This window comes from Mesorhizobium sp. M0991, from assembly GCF_040318915.1.
GTDB lineage: Bacteria > Pseudomonadota > Alphaproteobacteria > Rhizobiales > Rhizobiaceae > Mesorhizobium.
The window spans coordinates 318,873-335,886 of sequence record NZ_JAMYNE010000005.1 but is presented as its reverse complement, the minus strand read 5'-3'; the positions used below and the strand labels follow the sequence as shown (position 1 = coordinate 335,886).

Here is a 17,014-nt window from a genome sequence, read left to right as displayed (position 1 = left end):
GAGCGAAGCCGCCCGAGCGCCTCCGCCGGATGCGCTCGACCGCCAGCGGCCCGAGCTCGTGGCCGAGATCGAAAAGCTGCGGCAGGACGCGACCGCCGACCGTGCGGCCGTGGCGCAGCTGCGGACGCAGGTAAGAGAAGCCGCCCGGGCACCGCCACCGGATGCGGTTACGCTCGATCGCCAGCGGGCAGAGCTCGTGGCTCAGATCGAGAAGCTGCGGCAGGCGGCGACCGCCGACCGCACGGAGCTGGCGCAGTTGCGAGCGCAGGTGAGCGACATCGCTCGGGCACCGTCACCGGATGCGGCCGCACTCGATCGCCAGCGGTCCGAGCTCGTGGCTCAGATCGAAAAGCTGCGGCAGGCGGCGACCGCCGACCGTGCGGCCCTGGCGCAGCTGCGGACACAGGTGAGAGAAGCCGCCCGGGCACCGTCACCGGATGCGGTTACGCTCGATCGCCAGCGGGCAGAGCTCGTGGCCGAGATCGAAAAGCTGCGGCAGGACGCGACCGCCGATCGCACGGAGCTGGCGCAGTTGCGAGCGCAGGTGAGCGACGTCGCCCGGGCGCCGTCGCCGGATGCGGCCGCACTCGATCGCCAGCGGTCCGAGCTCGTGGCTCAGATCGAGAAATTGCGGCGGCAGGCGACGGACAATCATGCCGGCATGGATCGCCTTGAAAAGCAGATGGATCGCCTTGAAAAGCAGTTTGCTGAAGCATTTCAGCCTCAAGAGTCGTCTCAGCCTCAGTCTACCGCAACCATCGGCACATCGCCTGATATCGTTCTGCCCCCAGATACAACTCCACGAGTCATTCTGCGCTTTGCGCGTAACCGCGATTCCGCGCGGACACGAGCGGCGACCCTTGAGCGGAGTCTGCGAGCCCAGGGGCTCGACGTCGTAAAATCTGGCAATTCACCCACAAGCTCTCGGGCAAACGAAGTCATGTACTTTTATAATGAAGATCGACCAAGCGCAGAGCGTATAGCGGCTGGGCTTGTGGAAGCTGCACTCATCCAGCGCGCATTTGCGGACGATGGTTCACTCCCCCGCCCCGGAACTATCGAAGTGGCAATTGGGCGGTAACTAGTAAGGTAGCGCAAAACAGGAGTCTGATATGAACCTCAGTTGCTTTGTTCGCCATCTCGCCTTTATTGTCCTGTTGGGAAGCACATCTGCTTTCGCGCAAACAGATCCGCCTTCGCCCGCGACGCCGGAAAGCGCGAAACCACAAAGTGGACCGGCCCCATTGGTCATCCATTTCGGCACCGGCAGCAGCACAATTCTTCCCAAGGACAGAGAAGTCCTCGATCAAGCGTCTCGCGCCTTCAACGAGGGCAAGCCGCAAGTCATGATCGTTACTGGCAGTGCCGATCGTGTCGGAACACCAGCGCGGAACCTCTTGCTTTCTCAGCGCAGGGCGACAGCGGTGCTGAAAGCTTTGCTCGATCGCGGACTTCCGGTCGACCGGTTCCAGGTCCTGGCGAAAGGCGAAACAGAACTCGCGGTTCCGACCGAAGAGGGTATTGCCGAACCTGAAAACCGTCGTGTCGAGATCACCTGGCGCTAACGCCGTGCGCCGCTTCGTGACCGCGGCCAGTCTATTGCTCGCGTTCGCACAGTCGGTGACGCCGGCTAGCGCCGAGGATCCGAGTGCTTTGTTTCGCGAGGCATTGCGACAAGACTTGATGGGCGGGCCGACAGGTGCTCGGCTCGCCTTCGACATGTACCGCCGTGCTGCAGAAGCGGGTCTGCCCGAAGCACAATTCAATGTTGCCATCATGCTTGACAGCGGCCGCGGCGTGTCCCCGGATATGGCGCAAGCCGCCACATGGTACGCGCGTGCGGCCTCTCATGGCATTCGAAGAGCGGCATATAATCTCGGCCAGCTTTACGAGGCAGGGCAAGGCGTTCCGCAAAACGTCGATCTCGCCCGTGCGTGGTTCAAAGCATCCGGTCTCCCGGCTGCTCGCGCGCGCCTGACTGCCATTCGCTCTGATGGCGCAAAGGCCGCGACGCTTTCCGCTCCAATACTCATCGCGCCTACATATGGCGAGTTGATTGGCTCCAGCGCAAATAGTGTCGAGCTCGTGTGGACGGCACGCCAGCAACCAGAGGGAGTGCGCTTCTTCGTGGAGTTGCTCGCACTTGTGCCATCTGGTTCAAGTGAGATCTATTCCGGCTTTGTCGATATTTCGAGCCTGAACGTGGCTCTCTCAAGTCATAAGGGAGCCTTCGCATGGCGCGTGCTCGCCGTGGCACGAAGGGGTGGCCGCTACGCTGCCAGCGATTGGTCTTATATGCGCACCGCTGCCAACTGATGGTGTGATTGGTGGCGATCGCATCAATCAAGGCCACGGGTGGTCCGAAGCTAGCTGCTTCTGGCCTTTCCGGCCCGGACCACCCGCCTCCTTGCGCCTTCCCAAGACAGCGGACACTGTAAGCGCATCGATGCGGCGCACTTTGACCTGGATTCAAATGGCCGGTCAGCTATCGGCTGTGGAAACCCAACCGGCGCGCTATATGGGATATGGCGGCTTGGACTGCGACACCGACCCCGGAGAACCTCAGATGACATTGACAAAGCGCAAACTCGGCAGCCAGGGGCTGCAAGTCTCGGCAATTGGTCTCGGCTGCATGGGCATGAGCCAGTCATACGGTCCGGCCGACGAGGCGGAGTCGATCGCCACGCTGCACCGCGCCATCGAGCTCGGCTGCACGTTTTTCGACACGGCGGAGGTCTATGGGCCGTTCGCCAACGAGGAACTGCTCGGCCGCGCGCTGAAGGGCCGGCGCGACGCGGTGACGATCGCCACAAAGTTCGGCTTCCGCATCGAAAACGGCAAGCAGATCGGCACCGAGCGCGACAGCCGGCCAGAGCATATCCGCGAGGCTGTCGAGGGCTCGCTCAGCCGGCTCGCCACCGACCATATCGACCTTTTGTACCAACACCGCGTCGATCCGGCCGTGCCGATCGAAGACGTCGCCGGTGTGGTCGGCCGACTGATCGCTGAGGGCAAGGTCCGCTTCTTCGGCCTGTCGGAAGCCGGTGCCACCAATATCCGCCTGGCACATGCGGCGCATCCGGTATCGGCGGTGCAGAGCGAATATTCGCTTTGGGAGCGTAATCTGGAGCCGGAAATCATTCCCCTGCTGAAGCAGCTCGGCATCGGCCTGGTGCCGTTCTCGCCGCTCGGCCGCGGCTTTCTCACGGGCGATGTCAGGCGTGCAGAAGACTATTCGGAGGGCGATTACCGGCGCGGCGACCCGCGCTACCAGGGTGCCAACTATGACGCCAACATGCAGGCGGCGGCCACTGTCCTTGAATTTGCCGCGGCGAAGCGCGTCAAGCCAGGTCAGATCGCGCTGGCCTGGCTGCTCCACAAGGGGAGCGGCTTCGGCGTCGACATCGTGCCGATCCCCGGCACCAAGCGCAGAAAATACCTCGAGGAGAACGTCGCCGCGGCTTCGATCAGGCTCGACGCCGCCGAGATGCAGGTGCTCGACGACGCGCTGGCGCCCGGCAAGGTCGCCGGTCCGCGCTACGGCGAGCGCACCATGGTGATGATCGATCGGTAGGTCTTGCCTTCTCCCGTTCTTGCGCAAAGCTCCGGCCTTGGCTAGCATCCGCGTGCCGGCGCCGAGCGGAGGAGAAAACGTCGCGGTGGACCGGGTGGAGCGCCGTTGCGTCCCCTCATTCAAAGCGAGTTGGGCGCTCAAAGGACACTCCATATTTTGGATCGACGCAGGAACTTGCCGGAAACCCATTCCGGTTTTGGGGCTCGTGCGCTTATGTGGAGGAGACTACATTGATCAACAGACGTGAATTCCTGCTGTCGTCCGCGGCGATGGGCGCCTTGGCGCTGGCCGCTCCGCAATTGGCTTTTGCCCAGGACAAGCTGACCATCCTTGGTTCGGTGCCGAGCCTCGGCTTTCCGTTCTTCGTGCACATGCTGAACCAGATCAAGGCTGAGGCGCAGGCGCAAGGCGTCAACCTGGTCGAGAGCGACGGCCAGAATTCGGCGCCCAAGCAGACCGCCGATATCGAAGCGGCACTCGTGCAGAAGGTCAACGCCATCGTCATCTCGCCGCTCGACGTCAACGCGCTGGCCCCAGCTATCGAGGAAGCGGTCAAGGCCGGCGTTCCCGTCGTCACCATCGACCGCCGCGTCGAGGGCGTCGAAGGCATCCTCGCCCATGTCGGCGCCGACAATGTCAAGGGCGGCGAGGCCGAAGCGCAGGCCATGGTGGCGGCGTTCCCGAACGGCGCCAAGATCTTCCATCTGCAGGGTCAGCCCGGCGCCGGCCCGGCGATCGACCGTAACAAGGGTGTCCACAACGTCCTGGATCCCATGAAGGACAAGTACCAGATCATCTTCGAGCAGACCGCAAACTTCGCCCGCGCCGAGGCGCTGTCCGTCACCGAGGCAGGCCTTGCCGCCAACGGCAAGCCCGACGCGATCATCTGCGCCAATGACGACATGGCGCTTGGCGCGGTTGAAGCCTGCGCGGCGCGCAACTTCACCGACGTCAAGATCTATGGCTTCGACGCGCTTCCCGAAGCGCTGGTCGCCGTGCGCGACGGCAAACTGGCCGGCACGGTCGAGCAATTCCCCGGCGAACAATCGCGCACCGCCGTGCAGATCGCGGTCGCGTACGCCAGGGACAAGACCGAGCCGAAGGAAAAGCTCGTGCTTTTGACGCCGATCGTCATCGGCAAGGACAATCTCGACAAGGCGGAAAGGCTGGGCGAGACGAAGTAGGCAAAGCCGGCGGGACAGCACCCCCCTCTGGCCTGCCGGCCATCTCCCCCTCAACGGGGGAGATTGGATGTCACGCCGGCTCTCGCTAATTTTCGATCTTGCAGAAGAAGCGAGGCCAACGAGGCTGCCAATCTCCCCACTTGAGGGGGAGATGGCCGGCAGGCCAGAGGGGGTGCTGTCCCGCCAGCCTTGCGTGACAACCGAATGATCGAGGAGCAAACTTTGCCCAAGGCAGCCGCTATTGCGCCCTCTCCCGCCCTGCTCACCGTCGAGGGTGTGACCAAGCGCTTTGCCGGCGTCACCGCGCTGAACGACGTTTCGCTCGAAGTCCGCCCCGGCGAGATACTCGGCCTGCTCGGCGAGAACGGCGCCGGCAAATCGACGCTGCTCAAGATCCTGTCCGGCGTGATGCCGCCGTCCAGCGGCCGCATCGTTTTCGACGGGGTCGAATTCAGCCCGCACAATCCGCAGGATGCCAAGCGCCACGGCATCGTTACCATCTACCAGGAACTGAGCCTGATCCCGACGCTGACCGTGGCGGAGAATATCTTCATCGGCCGCGCACCGCTCGGCCGGTTCGGGCTGGTCAGCTGGCGGAAGATGGAGGAAGATTCGCGCGCGATCATCGCTCGCGTCGGCCTCGACCTCGACCCGGCGACGCCGGTGTCGGCGCTGTCGGTGGCCGAGCAGCAGCTGGTCGAGATCGCCCGGGCGCTGTCGCTGAAGAGCCGCTTGATCATCATGGACGAGCCGACCTCGGCGCTGACCGAAACCGAAGTGCACAGGCTGATGTCGATCATGGGCCGGCTGCGCAAGGACGGCGTCGCCATCATGTTCGTCACCCACCGGCTGGAAGAGGCATCGGCGATCTGCGACCGCATGACGGTGCTGCGCGACGGCAGGCTGGCCGGCCATCTCGACCGCGAAGGTGGGCCGATCAGACTGCCGAAGATCATCGAGAAGATGGTCGGCCGTGCCGCTTCCGAGCTCTATGCCAGGCCGACCCAGCGCGATGTCGCCGGCGACGTCCGGCTCTCGGTGCGCGGCCTGCGCACGGTGCGCGATCCGCAGGCGCCGCACGCCATCGTGCTCGAAGGCGTCGATCTCGACCTCAAGGCCGGCGAAATCCTCGGCGTCGCCGGGCTCGTCGGCTCCGGCCGCACCGAGCTCGCCCGTGCCATCTTCGGTGCCGACCGCATTGCCGCCGGCACCATCAGGCTCGACGGCAGGCCGATCGCGCCGGCCTCACCCGCCGATGCCATCGAGCTCGGCATCGGCCTGGTGCCGGAGGACCGCAAGCACCAGGCAATCTTCGCCGCACTCGCCATCCTCACCAATTTCTCGATCGCCGCGCTCGACCGCTACTCCAATGTCGGCTTCATGGCCGAGCGGCGCGAGCGCGAGGCGTTGGCGAACTACAGGAAGACGCTGTCGATCCGCATGGCCTCGCCCGAGCAGGCGATCGAGGGACTGTCGGGAGGCAACCAGCAGAAGGTCATCCTTGCCCGCTGGCTGGCACGCGATCCCAAGGTGCTGATCGTCGATGAACCGACGCGTGGTGTCGATGTCGGCGCCAAGGCGGAGGTGCACCAGATCCTGGTGGAGCTCGCGGCGCGCGGCATCGCCATCATGATGATCTCGTCGGAGCTGCCCGAGGTGCTTGCGGTGTCGGACAGGATCGTCACCATGCGGCGCGGGCGCATTACCGGCGAGATGCCCGGCATCGAGGCGACCGAGGAGAAACTGATGGAACTGATGGCGCTCGACCAGAAGCAGGAAGCAACGCAATGACCAGCACGACCGAACGGAGCCAGCGCGGCGGCGTCAATATTGCGCGCCTGCTGATGAGCTTCGGCCCACTGATGTTCCTGGCGTTGCTGATCGTCGTCTTCACCGTGCTGAAGCCGAGCTTCATCGACCCGATCAACCTGTTCAACATCATGCGCCAGATCTCGATCACCGGGCTGATCGCGCTCGGCATGACCTTCGTCATCCTGACCGCCGGTATCGACCTGTCGGTCGGCTCGCTGCTCGCCTTTTGTGGCATGGTCGCGGCCGTGGTAGCCAAAGGCGGCACCGCCAACACGCTGTCGCTGTCGACAACGGGCACGCAAGGCTATGGCTGGTTCGCCGCCCTTCTCGCCGCCGTCGTCGTCGGCGCCGTGGCCGGCGGCGCCCAGGGCTTTGCCATCACCAGGCTGAAAGTGCCGCCCTTCGTCGTCACGCTCGGCGGCCTCACCGTGTTTCGCGGCCTGACGCTGACAATCTCCAATGGCGGTCCGATCTCCGGCTTCGACGCCTCGATGCGCTGGTTCGGTACCGGCCTGATCGGCCCGGTGCCGGTGCCGGCGATCATCTTCGCGATTGCCGCAATCCTGTGCCACATCGTGCTGCGCTACACGCGCTACGGTCGCGCCGTCTACGCCGTCGGCGGCAATGCCGAGGCCGCGCGGCTCTCCGGCCTGCGGGTCGACCGCATCCTGATCTCGGTCTACATCATCGTCGGCTTCTTCGCCGGCCTTGCCGCCTTCGTTTTGTCGGCGCGGCTCAACTCCTCCGAAGCCGTGGCCGGCATCGGCTACGAGCTGACGGTGATCTCGGCGGTCGTCATCGGCGGCACCTCGCTGTTCGGCGGCATCGGCAGCGTCGGCGGCACTGTAGTGGGCGCAGGGCTGATCGGTGTGCTGCAGAACGGCCTGCAGTTCAACAACGTCTCGTCCTACACGCAAAGCATCGTCATCGGCCTGATCCTCATCCTCGCCGTGGCCTTCGACCGCTGGCTGAAATCGCGGGTGAGGCGGTGATGGTGGAGGAGCGGTAGCTATCCAGGTCGGCAGGACAGAGGGGGGTGTTCAAGCGCAGCGTAGAGGGATAGGCAAGTTTCGCGCGAAGGGAATAGAAGTAGTGAACCACTATCCCGTACCTCCCAGTAACCGCGGCAATGCGCGCAAAATGCGCAAGTCGATGACTGATGCCGAGCTGAAGCTCTGGAACGAGGTCCGGGCCCATCGTCTCATGGGACTGCCATTTCGCCGCCAGATGCCCATCGCCGGCTTTATCGTCGATTTTGCCTGTCCGGACAAAAAGCTCATTGTCGAGTTGGACGGCTCTCAGCATGCCGAGGCCGAAGCTTCGGCATCGGATGCTGCAAGAAGCTCGCGCCTTGAAGCGCTCGGCTGGACTATCCTGCGCTTCTGGAACGACGACGTCATTCGCGATATCGATAATGTCTGTCAGCACATCGTAATCGTGGCCGGCGCGGATGTGCGCTGAACTCGGCCGTGCAGGGTCGGTGGGACAGCACCTCTCTGTCCTGCCGAACATCTCCGCTCAAAGGGCAGGTTTCTGAGGCGAGGTGCCAATGACCCAGATAAGGACCATGACCGAACAGGACGTGCCGGCGGTGTCTCGGCTACTTGGAGAGTCCTGGCGATACACCTATTCGCCGATCCTGGGTGCCGAGACTACGGCACGGCTGTCGGATGAGAAGCACGCGCCGGAGCGGCTGGCGGCCGAGCTCAGGGACGACAGCAAGATGTCCTTCGTCACCGAGCGGGCTGACGGCTCGCTCGCCGGCTACGCGATGGCGGCGATGGACGACAAGGGCGAGGTCATGCTCGAGCGGCTCCATATCGACAAAAGCGACTACGGCACCGGCTTTGCCGCCGACCTGCTGCACGCCGTTCTTGCCGCGCATGCGGGTATTCCCAGCATCGCACTGGAAGTGATCGAGGGCAACGACCGCGCAATCGCCTTCTATCGCAAGCACGGCTTCGAGGTCGTCGAGCGCCGGCCGGCTGCACACGGGGTGGGCGGCCACGCCTCGCTGATCATGCGCCGGCTGCTGCCACGGGCTTAAAGCGCTGTCGGTGAAGCTGCCAATCTCCCCACTAGAGCAGGCATTCGCGCATCCGCGCCGCAATCATTGGCGCTCCTCCTTGCCGGCCCCCACGCGTTGAGCCGCCAGAAACATCAGCGTGTAGGCCGCCTTGCGGCGATCCCAGCCGGCCGACTCAGCCATATCCAGCAACCCGTCGACCAAAGGCGCCAGCGCCGCCCTGCAATCGGTTTCATAGTTGAAATCGTTCTTCGGGCGGGTCGGCGCGGCGATCTTTCCAAGACTGTCCGTCATATCCATGGCAACACCTGCTCAGCATCAGTTCCCGGACCGGCAAGACCGTGCCCGCCTTTGGCGGACACGGTCCATCTGCCGTTTCGAAATCGCGCTTGGAAGCCTGACCTTAGAAGTCCATGCCGCCACCGCCGGGCATCGGAGGCATGGGCGTTTCCTTCTTCGGCTTCTCGGCCACCATCGCCTCGGTCGTCACCAGCAGCCCGGCAACAGAGGCCGCACCCTGCAGCGCAGTGCGCACGACCTTAGCCGGATCGATGACGCCCTGCCCGTACAGGTCGCCGAACTCGTTGGTCTGGGCGTTCCAGCCATAGCCGAAGTCGGTCGTCTCGCGCAGCTTGCCGACGATGATCGAACCTTCCGCACCGGCGTTCTCGGCGATCTGGCGCACCGGCGCTTCGATGGCGCGACGCACGATGTCGACACCGGTCTTCTGATCGGGATTGTCGACGACGACGTTATCGAGCGCCTTCGCCGCCCTCAGCAGCGCCACGCCGCCGCCGGGCAGGATACCCTCCTCGACCGCCGCGCGTGTGGCGTGCATGGCGTCGTCGACGCGATCCTTGCGCTCCCTGACCTCGATCTCGGTCGAGCCGCCGACGCGGATGACTGCGACGCCGCCAGCGAGCTTGGCCAACCGCTCCTGCAGCTTCTCGCGGTCGTAGTCGGAGGTGGTTTCCTCGACCTGAGCCTTGATCTGGCTGATGCGCGCCTGGATTTCATCCTTGCGGCCGGCACCGTCGACGATGGTGGTATTCTCCTTCTCGATCAGCACCTTCTTGGCGCGGCCGAGCATCTCCAGTGTGACGTTCTCGAGCTTGATACCGAGGTCTTCCGAGATCGCCCTGCCGCCGGTCAGGATGGCGATGTCTTCGAGCATGGCCTTGCGGCGATCACCGAAGCCCGGCGCCTTGACGGCCGCAACCTTCAGGCCGCCGCGCAGCTTGTTGACGACCAGCGTCGCCAGCGCCTCGCCTTCGACGTCCTCGGCGATGATCAACAGCGGCTTGCCCGATTGCACGGCGGCTTCGAGCACAGGAAGCATGGCCTGCAGGTTGGACAGCTTCTTCTCGTGGATCAGCACATAAGGTTCTTCGGGTTCGACGCGCATCTTATCCTGGTTGGTGATGAAATAGGGCGAGAGGTAGCCACGGTCGAACTGCATGCCTTCGACCACTTCCAACTCAGTCTCAGCGGTCTTGGCTTCCTCGACAGTGATGACACCCTCATTGCCAACCCTTTCCATCGCCTCTGCGAGGAAGCGGCCGATCTCGGCATCGCCATTGGCAGAGATGGCGCCGACCTGAGCGATTTCGTCGTTCCTGGTCACCTTGCGGGCATTGGATTTCAGGTCGGCGACGACGGCGTCGACCGCCTTGTCGATGCCGCGCTTCAAATCCATCGGGTTCATGCCGGCAGCGACCGCCTTGGCCCCTTCCCTGACAATGGCCTGAGCAAGAATCGTCGCGGTCGTGGTGCCATCGCCTGCGGTGTCGCTGGTCTTCGAGGCGACCTCGCGCACCATCTGCGCGCCCATATTCTCGAACTTGTCCTCCAGCTCGATTTCTTTGGCGACAGTCACGCCGTCCTTGGTGATGCGCGGGGCGCCGAACGACCTATCGAAGACGACATTGCGGCCCTTGGGACCGAGCGTTACCTTCACCGCATTGGCGAGAATATCGACGCCGCGCAGCATTTTCTCGCGGGCTTCGGTATGAAATTTCACATCTTTGGCAGCCATTGGATCACTCCTTCGAATAGGCAGCTTTTCGTTGACTGGAATGCTTGTTGAGGCCCCGCTCAGGCGGCCCTCTTCATCTCGCCGGCGCCCTCGATAACGCCCAGCACGTCGCTCTCTTTCATGATGAGCAGATCCTCGCCATTGAGCTTGATCTCGGTGCCGGACCATTTGCCGAACAGGATGCGGTCGCCGACCTTGACGTCGAGCGGCTGCAACTGGCCGCTGTCGTCGCGCGCGCCCGGACCGGCGGCAATGACCTCGCCCTCCTGCGGCTTCTCCTTGGCGGTGTCGGGGATGATGATGCCGCCGGCGGTCTTCTCTTCGACCTCGATACGGCGGACCAGGATGCGGTCGTGCAATGGACGGAACGTCATGTCGTTCTCCTCTCGGGACAAACAGATTTTCGAAGATCCTCCTGACCGGACCGGCAATAATCGGCCCGGCACGGGGTGCACGACCCTTCGTCAGGCATCGCGCGCATACGAACTAGTCGCGCTTTTTTCAGCTTTCAAGAGGATCCCGCAAAAATTTTAGCACTCGACACCTGAGAGTGCCAATACCCTGTAATCGTTCGCACATTAGTCGCCTCAGGTAAAATGCGCCTGAAATTTGGCAGGATTTTTCAAAATCCCGTCCGCCGGGAGCCGCTCGCGGCGGCTGGAACCTATGTGGAAGGCGAGGCGTTTTGCAGGCCGAGATTTCAACAGACCGAGATTTCAACGGAAAGGACGATCGCATGACCAGCAGGGACTTTCAGCTCCAGATGCAAGGGTTTGGCCTCACCACGGCGGAGATCCACTACCGCCTGCCCGATCATCGCAGCCTGCTGCAGCTCTACATCTGGCAGGAGTACGATATTGCCCCCGATTTCCCGACGCTGAAGCATTTCCTCGATTTCTGGGAGCGCGAGATCGAAGGCCCGCTGCATTCGGTGCGCGTCGCCCATCATCACCTGATCCAGCCCTCCGAATGGCGGGCCGTAAACGGCATTATCACCGTCCACTGAGGAGCAAGCCGATCAGCCGCTAGACAGCTGACAAAGTCTCCGAGGTGGGGGAAAGGCAGCTGCCTCTCCCCACTTGTCTTGGATCTCACATTATCGGCGGGGGGGCCGGGCTAGCCGGCGTGGTCGACAGGCTTGCGGGCCGATGCGAGCAATCCGGCCTTGCGCGCCGCCCTGACGAAGGCCTTGCGCGCATCACGCGCGGTACGCCAACCGTCGAGCGCGTCGCGGCAGGTCCGATAGGCGGCGCGCCAACTCCGGCCGCGTGCACGGTCCGCCCACTGCTGGCGCATGCATTCGATGGCTTCCCAACTGCTGGCGACCTTGCGCTCGCTGGATTGGAATTTCAACGTGATCGGCTCGGCAAAGCGGACGTCGTCCATCACTTCCTCCTTGTTTTCTGATCGTCTTCTTGTTTGAGCAAGCAACGTTATGCTGGCAGGCACCGACGGCCGGCCGGCGCCGCCGAAGGTGGTCTTCTCTTTGCGCGGTTCAAGAGCATCGCGGCAACAGCCGGTTATTCCTCCTCGTCCGGCCCTTGCAGCAGTTCGATCAGCATCGCTACTCTTGCCGTCGGCAGCGGTCGGCCCTCGTTCACCAGCGCCTCGTCGGCGGCGATCCAGGCCAGGGCCTCACGCAATTCCTGGACCGTCCCGTCCGTCGCCGCAATGTCGGCGATAACGGCGTCGTCGACCGGGCCCAGCACAGAAATGATCTCGTCGCGTGTCATGGTCAGCTCCATCTGCGAGTGCCGGGAATGGGCCCGGCAACACAAGAATCTGGGTCTTGACCTGCGGCAGACAATAACCGGCCGGGGAAGTCAGCGTTGGCGATTGAAGCCAAACAGGCAATCTCCTGCCGGACATCTCGCCGCAAGCGGGGAAATTGGCAGCCTCGCCGAACCGACCGAAAAACCGGCCCGAAAAACCGGCAACGCGAAAGCCACCGGGTCTTGACTTGCGGCGGACAGTAACCAGATCGAAGGCACCGGTCGCCGAAATGGGGCCGGCGAAACCAGGGAGCGCCAGCTCTTTGGCGCTCCTCGTATCTATGTTGCTCGATGGAGGATGTAGCTATGAGAACCGCATTCGATTTTTCCCCGCTCTATCGGTCGAGCATCGGCTTCGACCGCGTTTTCAACCTGCTGGAAAATGCTCCGCAGGCTTTCGACGCCTGGCCGCCCTATGACATCGCGCGCAGGGGCGAGAACAACTACCGCGTCACCATCGCCGTCGCTGGCTTTTCCGAGGACGACCTCGAGATAACCCACGAGCCGAACCTCCTGATCGTCTCGGGCCGGTACAAGGATCCGGACAACGCGGAATATCTGCATCGTGGCCTCGCCGCGCGGCCCTTCACCCGCCGTTTCGAGCTTGCCGATCACGTCAAGGTCGCAGGCGCCTCGCTCGACAACGGCCTGCTCAGCATCGATCTGGTACGTGAGGTGCCCGAGGAGATGAAGCCTCGGCACATCGCCATCGGGACCGATGTCGCCTCGCCGAAGACCGGGCCGAAGGTCACGCAGGTCGAAGCAAACAAGCAGGCTGCCTGAACGCACCAGTCGAGAAAGGAGACTATGCAATGGCTATTCGTGATCTCATTCCCTGGGGCCGGGAGAACAATCAGGCCCCCAGCCTGTTCCGCCACGGCGATCGCGATCCCTTCCTGACGCTGCATCGCGAAATGAACCGCCTGTTCGACGAGGCGTTCCGCGACCTCGACACGCGGCTGCCGTCGCTCGGTAGCTTCTCCGCTGCCCGCACCAGCTGGCCGAGTGTCGAAATCTCCGATGGCGAAAAGGAGATCCGCGTCACCGCTGAGATTCCCGGCATGGACGAGAAGGACGTCGAGCTACTGCTCGACGATGGCGTGCTGACGCTGCGCGGCGAGAAGCGCGAAGAGACCGAGGACAAGGACAGGCAGTTCTCCGAACGCTTCTATGGCCGTTTCGAGCGGCGGATCCCGCTCGGCTACGAAGTCGACGAAGACAAGGTGAACGCGGCGTTCCGGAACGGCGTGCTCAGCGTGACGCTGCCGAAGCCGGAGCGCGCCCAGGCCAAGGCCAACGGTATCGCCATCAACGACGGCAACGGCAAGTCCTGATGGCTCGCAGCAGGACGACGCCCCTTCTGCCCTGCCGGTTCCGGCGGGCAGAGGGGGGCAAATGTCGATGACCCGTTCTCCCGACACTCCGGTTCCGCCTGACCAGGCGCAGCACGCCCTGCAGTGCCTGACGACCGAGCATTTCGTGCTGCAAAACGCTCGCGCCGCGACCATTCAGGAAGCGAACCAGCGAGCCGATCTGTTCCTGACCTCGGTCTCGAGCGCAACGATTGCCTTGTCCTTCGTCGCGCAGGTCACGGAGATGGGCAGGCCGTTCGTGTTGTTCAGCCTTATCTTGCTGCCTTGCCTTTTCTTCATCGGCCTGGTCACCTTCGTGCGCGCTGTGCAGGTTGCCATCGAGGACATGGTGCATGCCCGCGGCATGGCCAGGATCCGCCACTATTTCGTCGAACTGGCGCCCGTCCTGCAAAGATACCTTGTCAATTCCACGCATGACGACCCCTCGGCGGTGCTGGTCGACAAAGGTCTCAGGCCCTCGCCGCTGCAATATTTCATGACCACCGCGGGGATGGTGGGCACGATCAACGGCGCCATCGCCGGCGTCTTCGCCGGCATCGTTGTTAAGTCCGCTTTCGGCGGAGGCATGTCGCCCGGCGTGATTTGCGGGCTGGCGGCCTTCGCGACATGCATTCTCATCCTGCGGCGCTATCATAGTCGCGCCTGGGCGGCGGCCGAAGAAAGCTTGCCCGCACGGTTCCCAGGCGACAATGGCGACAGCGAAAGCTAGCGCCGACGCAACCGGATGTCGAAAAGTGGCAGGGCGCCGCCCTTGCGTCTTGCGCGCCAATTGACCATCCTCGCCAACATCACTTTGCACCGCGGCCGCGGGGTTCGCATATGCCGACGCTTTATGCGCTGAAACCGGCCTTCCAGGCCAGGCTGCGGCCGCTTGCCGACGGCCTGGCCAGGGCGGGCATCACCGCCAACCAGATCACGCTGCTGGCCTCGGCCCTCTCGCTCGCCACCGGCCTTGTGGTGGCAGCCCTTGCCGGCCACCGCGTGGTCATTCTGCTGATGCCGCTCGTGCTGTTTATGCGAATGGCGCTGAATGCGATCGACGGTATGCTCGCAAGGGAACATGGCCAGGCCTCGAAGCTCGGCATGTATCTCAACGAGCTCTGCGATGTTGTCTCCGATCTCGCTTTGATCCTGGCCTTTGCCGTCATTTTTCCTGCCTGGGGCGTCGTTGCATTTGCTATCGCGGCGATGATCACGGAGTTCGCCGGCGTGCTCGGCATCGCCGCAGGAACCGGGCGCAACTATGCCGGCCCGTTCGGCAAAAGCGACCGGGCGCTGGCGCTTGGCATCCTCGCCGTGCTTATCGCGTCCGGCCTGTGGGTCCCGGCGCTCACGCCGCTCGTGTTTCCGGCCATGGCTACACTCTCGCTGGCGACCGCCATCAACCGGATACGCAGCGGCCTTAACGGGAGCGGCAGCTGAATTCCGGTCTCGCCAGGGAGAACAACATGCTTCACCAAGAGACGGTTGCCGCCGTGGCTCCAGCCAACATCGAGCGGGTGGCGCAGGAGCGCAGCTTCAAGAGCCATGACGGCACTGAGATCTTCTATCGCTATTGGCCGGCACTGTCGGAAAACCGCAAGGGCGCCATCCTGCTGTTCCACCGCGGCCACGAGCATGGCGGCCGCATGGCGCATCTGGTCGACGAGCTCCAGATGCCCGACCACGCCTTCTATGCCTGGGATGCGCGCGGCAATGGCCGCTCCGCCGGCGAGCGCGGCTATGCGCCGTCGTTTGCCGCGCTGGTGCGCGACATCGATTGTTTCGTGCGCGAGATCGGCAGCGACGGCTTTGCCCGGCGCGACATCGCGCTGATCGCGCAATCCTTCGGCGCCGTGCTTGCCGCCGCCTGGGTGCATGACTATGCGCCCGACATTCGCGCCCTGGTGCTGGCCTCGCCGGCCTTCTCGGTCAAGCTCTACGTGCCCTTCGCCAAGCAAGGCATTGCGTTGTGGCAGAAGCTGAAGGGCCGCTTCTTCGTCAATTCCTACGTCAAGGCGAAATTCCTGACGCATGACCCCGAGCGTATCGCCTCCTTCGACGCCGACTCGCTGATCACCCGGCCGATCGCCTCCAACATCCTGGTCGAGCTCTACGACCATGCCGCGCGCATGGTCGCCGACGCCCGCGCCATCACCGTGCCGACACAGCTTCTGATCTCCGGCAGCGACTGGGTGGTGCGGCATGGACCGCAGCACGAGTTTTTCGTCAATCTGGCGAGCCCGGCCAAGGAGCGGCATGTGTTGCCCGGCTTCTTCCACGACACGCTTGGCGAGCGCGACCGCCACAAGGCACTCGACCTGATCACGCCTTTCCTTGAAAAGCAATTCGCGGCGCCGGAAAAGCCGGTCGACCTGACCGAGGCCGACCGCGCCGGCTACACACGCGACGAGGCCGACCGGCTGGCCTCGCCGCTGCCGCTGCTGTCGCTAAGGGGCCTCTACTGGGCGATGAGCCGCGCCTCGATCCGCATGGGCGCCTGGCTGTCGTCGGGCATGAAGACGGGGATTGCCACCGGCTTCGATTCCGGCTCGACGCTCGACTATGTCTACGAGAACGAGGCGCGCGGCATCAGCCCCATCGGCCGCATGATCGACCGCACCTTTCTAGATGCCATCGGCTGGCGCGGCATCCGCCAGCGCAAGCTGCATCTGGAAGAGCTGATCGGCAGCGCCGCCGAGACGCTGAAGGCCGCCGACCGGCCGGTCCATATCGTCGATATCGCCGCTGGCCATGGCCGCTACGTGCTCGATGCCGTGCAGAAATGCGCCGAGCCGCCGGCAAGCGTACGGCTGCAGGATTTCTCCGAGCTCAACGTCTCGCTCGGCCGCAAGCTGATCGCCGAGCGCAGGCTGCCGGCGACTATCTCGTTCCATCAAGGTGACGCATTCGACGCCACCACGCTGACCGGGCTCGACCCGGCGCCGGATCTCGCCGTCGTCTCGGGGCTCTACGAATTGTTTTCCGACAATGCCATGATTGCCCGCTCGCTCGGTGGACTGGCCGGCGCCATGCAGCCCGGAAGCCTGCTCGTCTACACCAATCAGCCTTGGCATCCGCAGCTCGAGATGATCGCGCGCAGCCTGACCTCGCACCGCGGCGGCCAGGCCTGGGTGATGCGCCGCCGCACGCAGGCCGAGATGGACCAGTTGGTGGCGGCCGCCGGCTTCGAGAAGCTCGACCAGCGCATCGACCAGTGGGGCATCTTCACCGTTTCGGTCGCGCGGCGCGTCTGAGC

Annotated in this window: 20 protein-coding genes; 15 read left to right on the top strand and 5 right to left on the bottom strand. The window is 63.8% G+C overall.

What is annotated here, in order from left to right:
- From NKH70_RS11005 to NKH70_RS10965, 9 genes are all read left to right on the top strand, one after another.
- On the top strand, positions 1–1,081 hold a 1,081-nt coding region (locus NKH70_RS11005; protein ID WP_353025243.1), incomplete at its 5' end, for a hypothetical protein.
- 31 nt (positions 1,082–1,112) lie between these two features.
- Positions 1,113–1,565 carry an OmpA family protein gene (locus tag NKH70_RS11000; protein WP_352915702.1) on the top strand — a complete coding sequence of 151 codons (453 nt, stop codon included), beginning with the start codon at positions 1,113–1,115 and terminating at the stop codon, positions 1,563–1,565.
- A complete protein-coding gene (locus NKH70_RS10995; protein WP_352915699.1) occupies positions 1,522–2,316 on the top strand; it encodes a tetratricopeptide repeat protein in 795 nt (264 codons plus the stop codon). Before NKH70_RS11000 ends, NKH70_RS10995 begins: the two co-directional genes overlap by 44 nt.
- Positions 2,317–2,566: 250 nt before the next feature.
- Positions 2,567–3,574: an aldo/keto reductase gene (locus NKH70_RS10990; RefSeq protein ID WP_352915698.1), complete on the top strand. Its 1,008-nt coding sequence runs from the start codon at positions 2,567–2,569 to the stop codon at positions 3,572–3,574.
- A 233-nt stretch (positions 3,575–3,807) separates the two neighbouring features.
- Positions 3,808–4,758: a substrate-binding domain-containing protein gene (locus tag NKH70_RS10985; RefSeq protein WP_352915710.1), complete on the top strand. Its 951-nt coding sequence runs from the start codon at positions 3,808–3,810 to the stop codon at positions 4,756–4,758.
- 222 nt (positions 4,759–4,980) lie between these two features.
- Positions 4,981–6,549 carry a sugar ABC transporter ATP-binding protein gene (locus NKH70_RS10980; RefSeq protein WP_502908343.1) on the top strand — a complete coding sequence of 523 codons (1,569 nt, stop codon included), beginning with the start codon at positions 4,981–4,983 and terminating at the stop codon, positions 6,547–6,549.
- On the top strand, positions 6,546–7,562 hold the full coding sequence (locus NKH70_RS10975) for an ABC transporter permease (RefSeq protein WP_352467912.1): 1,017 nt from the start codon (positions 6,546–6,548) through the stop codon (positions 7,560–7,562). Before NKH70_RS10980 ends, NKH70_RS10975 begins: the two co-directional genes overlap by 4 nt.
- 100 nt (positions 7,563–7,662) lie before the next feature.
- Entirely contained in the window at positions 7,663–8,031 is a 369-nt protein-coding gene (locus NKH70_RS10970) for an endonuclease domain-containing protein (RefSeq protein WP_352721187.1), read from the top strand.
- Positions 8,032–8,119: 88 nt separating this feature from the next.
- Positions 8,120–8,617: a GNAT family N-acetyltransferase gene (locus NKH70_RS10965; RefSeq protein WP_352721186.1), complete on the top strand. Its 498-nt coding sequence runs from the start codon at positions 8,120–8,122 to the stop codon at positions 8,615–8,617.
- A gap of 63 nt (positions 8,618–8,680) precedes the next feature.
- On the opposite strand, the gene NKH70_RS10960 is transcribed toward NKH70_RS10965, so the two are convergent.
- From NKH70_RS10960 to NKH70_RS10950, 3 genes are all read right to left on the bottom strand, one after another.
- Positions 8,681–8,896: a hypothetical protein gene (locus NKH70_RS10960; RefSeq protein WP_352915695.1), complete on the bottom strand. Its 216-nt coding sequence runs from the start codon at positions 8,894–8,896 to the stop codon at positions 8,681–8,683.
- 103 nt (positions 8,897–8,999) lie between these two features.
- A complete protein-coding gene (gene groL, locus NKH70_RS10955) occupies positions 9,000–10,631 on the bottom strand; it encodes a chaperonin GroEL (protein WP_353025241.1) in 1,632 nt (543 codons plus the stop codon).
- Positions 10,632–10,690: 59 nt separating this feature from the next.
- Positions 10,691–11,005, bottom strand: coding sequence for a co-chaperone GroES (locus NKH70_RS10950; protein ID WP_352721181.1), 315 nt, complete (start codon positions 11,003–11,005; stop codon positions 10,691–10,693).
- A gap of 362 nt (positions 11,006–11,367) precedes the next feature.
- Between NKH70_RS10950 and NKH70_RS10945 the strand changes: the two genes are divergently transcribed.
- Positions 11,368–11,637, top strand: a complete 270-nt coding sequence (locus NKH70_RS10945; protein WP_023718102.1) for an usg protein — start codon at positions 11,368–11,370, stop codon at positions 11,635–11,637.
- 110 nt (positions 11,638–11,747) lie between these two features.
- On the opposite strand, the gene NKH70_RS10940 is transcribed toward NKH70_RS10945, so the two are convergent.
- Positions 11,748–12,017 (bottom strand): DUF982 domain-containing protein, encoded by a 270-nt coding sequence (locus NKH70_RS10940; protein ID WP_352721179.1) that lies wholly within the window; start codon positions 12,015–12,017, stop codon positions 11,748–11,750.
- Positions 12,018–12,151: 134 nt separating this feature from the next.
- Positions 12,152–12,364 (bottom strand): hypothetical protein, encoded by a 213-nt coding sequence (locus tag NKH70_RS10935; RefSeq protein ID WP_292664633.1) that lies wholly within the window; start codon positions 12,362–12,364, stop codon positions 12,152–12,154.
- A gap of 345 nt (positions 12,365–12,709) precedes the next feature.
- On the opposite strand from NKH70_RS10935, the gene NKH70_RS10930 reads away from it, so the two are divergent.
- The 5 genes from NKH70_RS10930 (at position 12,710) to NKH70_RS10910 (ending at position 17,012) form a co-directional block, all read left to right on the top strand.
- A complete protein-coding gene (locus NKH70_RS10930; RefSeq protein WP_352915691.1) occupies positions 12,710–13,186 on the top strand; it encodes an Hsp20 family protein in 477 nt (158 codons plus the stop codon).
- A 29-nt stretch (positions 13,187–13,215) separates the two neighbouring features.
- Positions 13,216–13,737 carry an Hsp20/alpha crystallin family protein gene (locus NKH70_RS10925; RefSeq protein ID WP_353025240.1) on the top strand — a complete coding sequence of 174 codons (522 nt, stop codon included), beginning with the start codon at positions 13,216–13,218 and terminating at the stop codon, positions 13,735–13,737.
- 67 nt (positions 13,738–13,804) lie between these two features.
- Entirely contained in the window at positions 13,805–14,485 is a 681-nt protein-coding gene (locus tag NKH70_RS10920) for a hypothetical protein (RefSeq protein ID WP_352915686.1), read from the top strand.
- A gap of 110 nt (positions 14,486–14,595) precedes the next feature.
- Positions 14,596–15,198, top strand: a complete 603-nt coding sequence (locus NKH70_RS10915; protein ID WP_352915684.1) for a CDP-alcohol phosphatidyltransferase family protein — start codon at positions 14,596–14,598, stop codon at positions 15,196–15,198.
- A 26-nt stretch (positions 15,199–15,224) separates the two neighbouring features.
- Entirely contained in the window at positions 15,225–17,012 is a 1,788-nt protein-coding gene (locus tag NKH70_RS10910) for a bifunctional alpha/beta hydrolase/class I SAM-dependent methyltransferase (protein WP_352915682.1), read from the top strand.
- Positions 17,013–17,014: the final 2 nt, after the last annotated feature.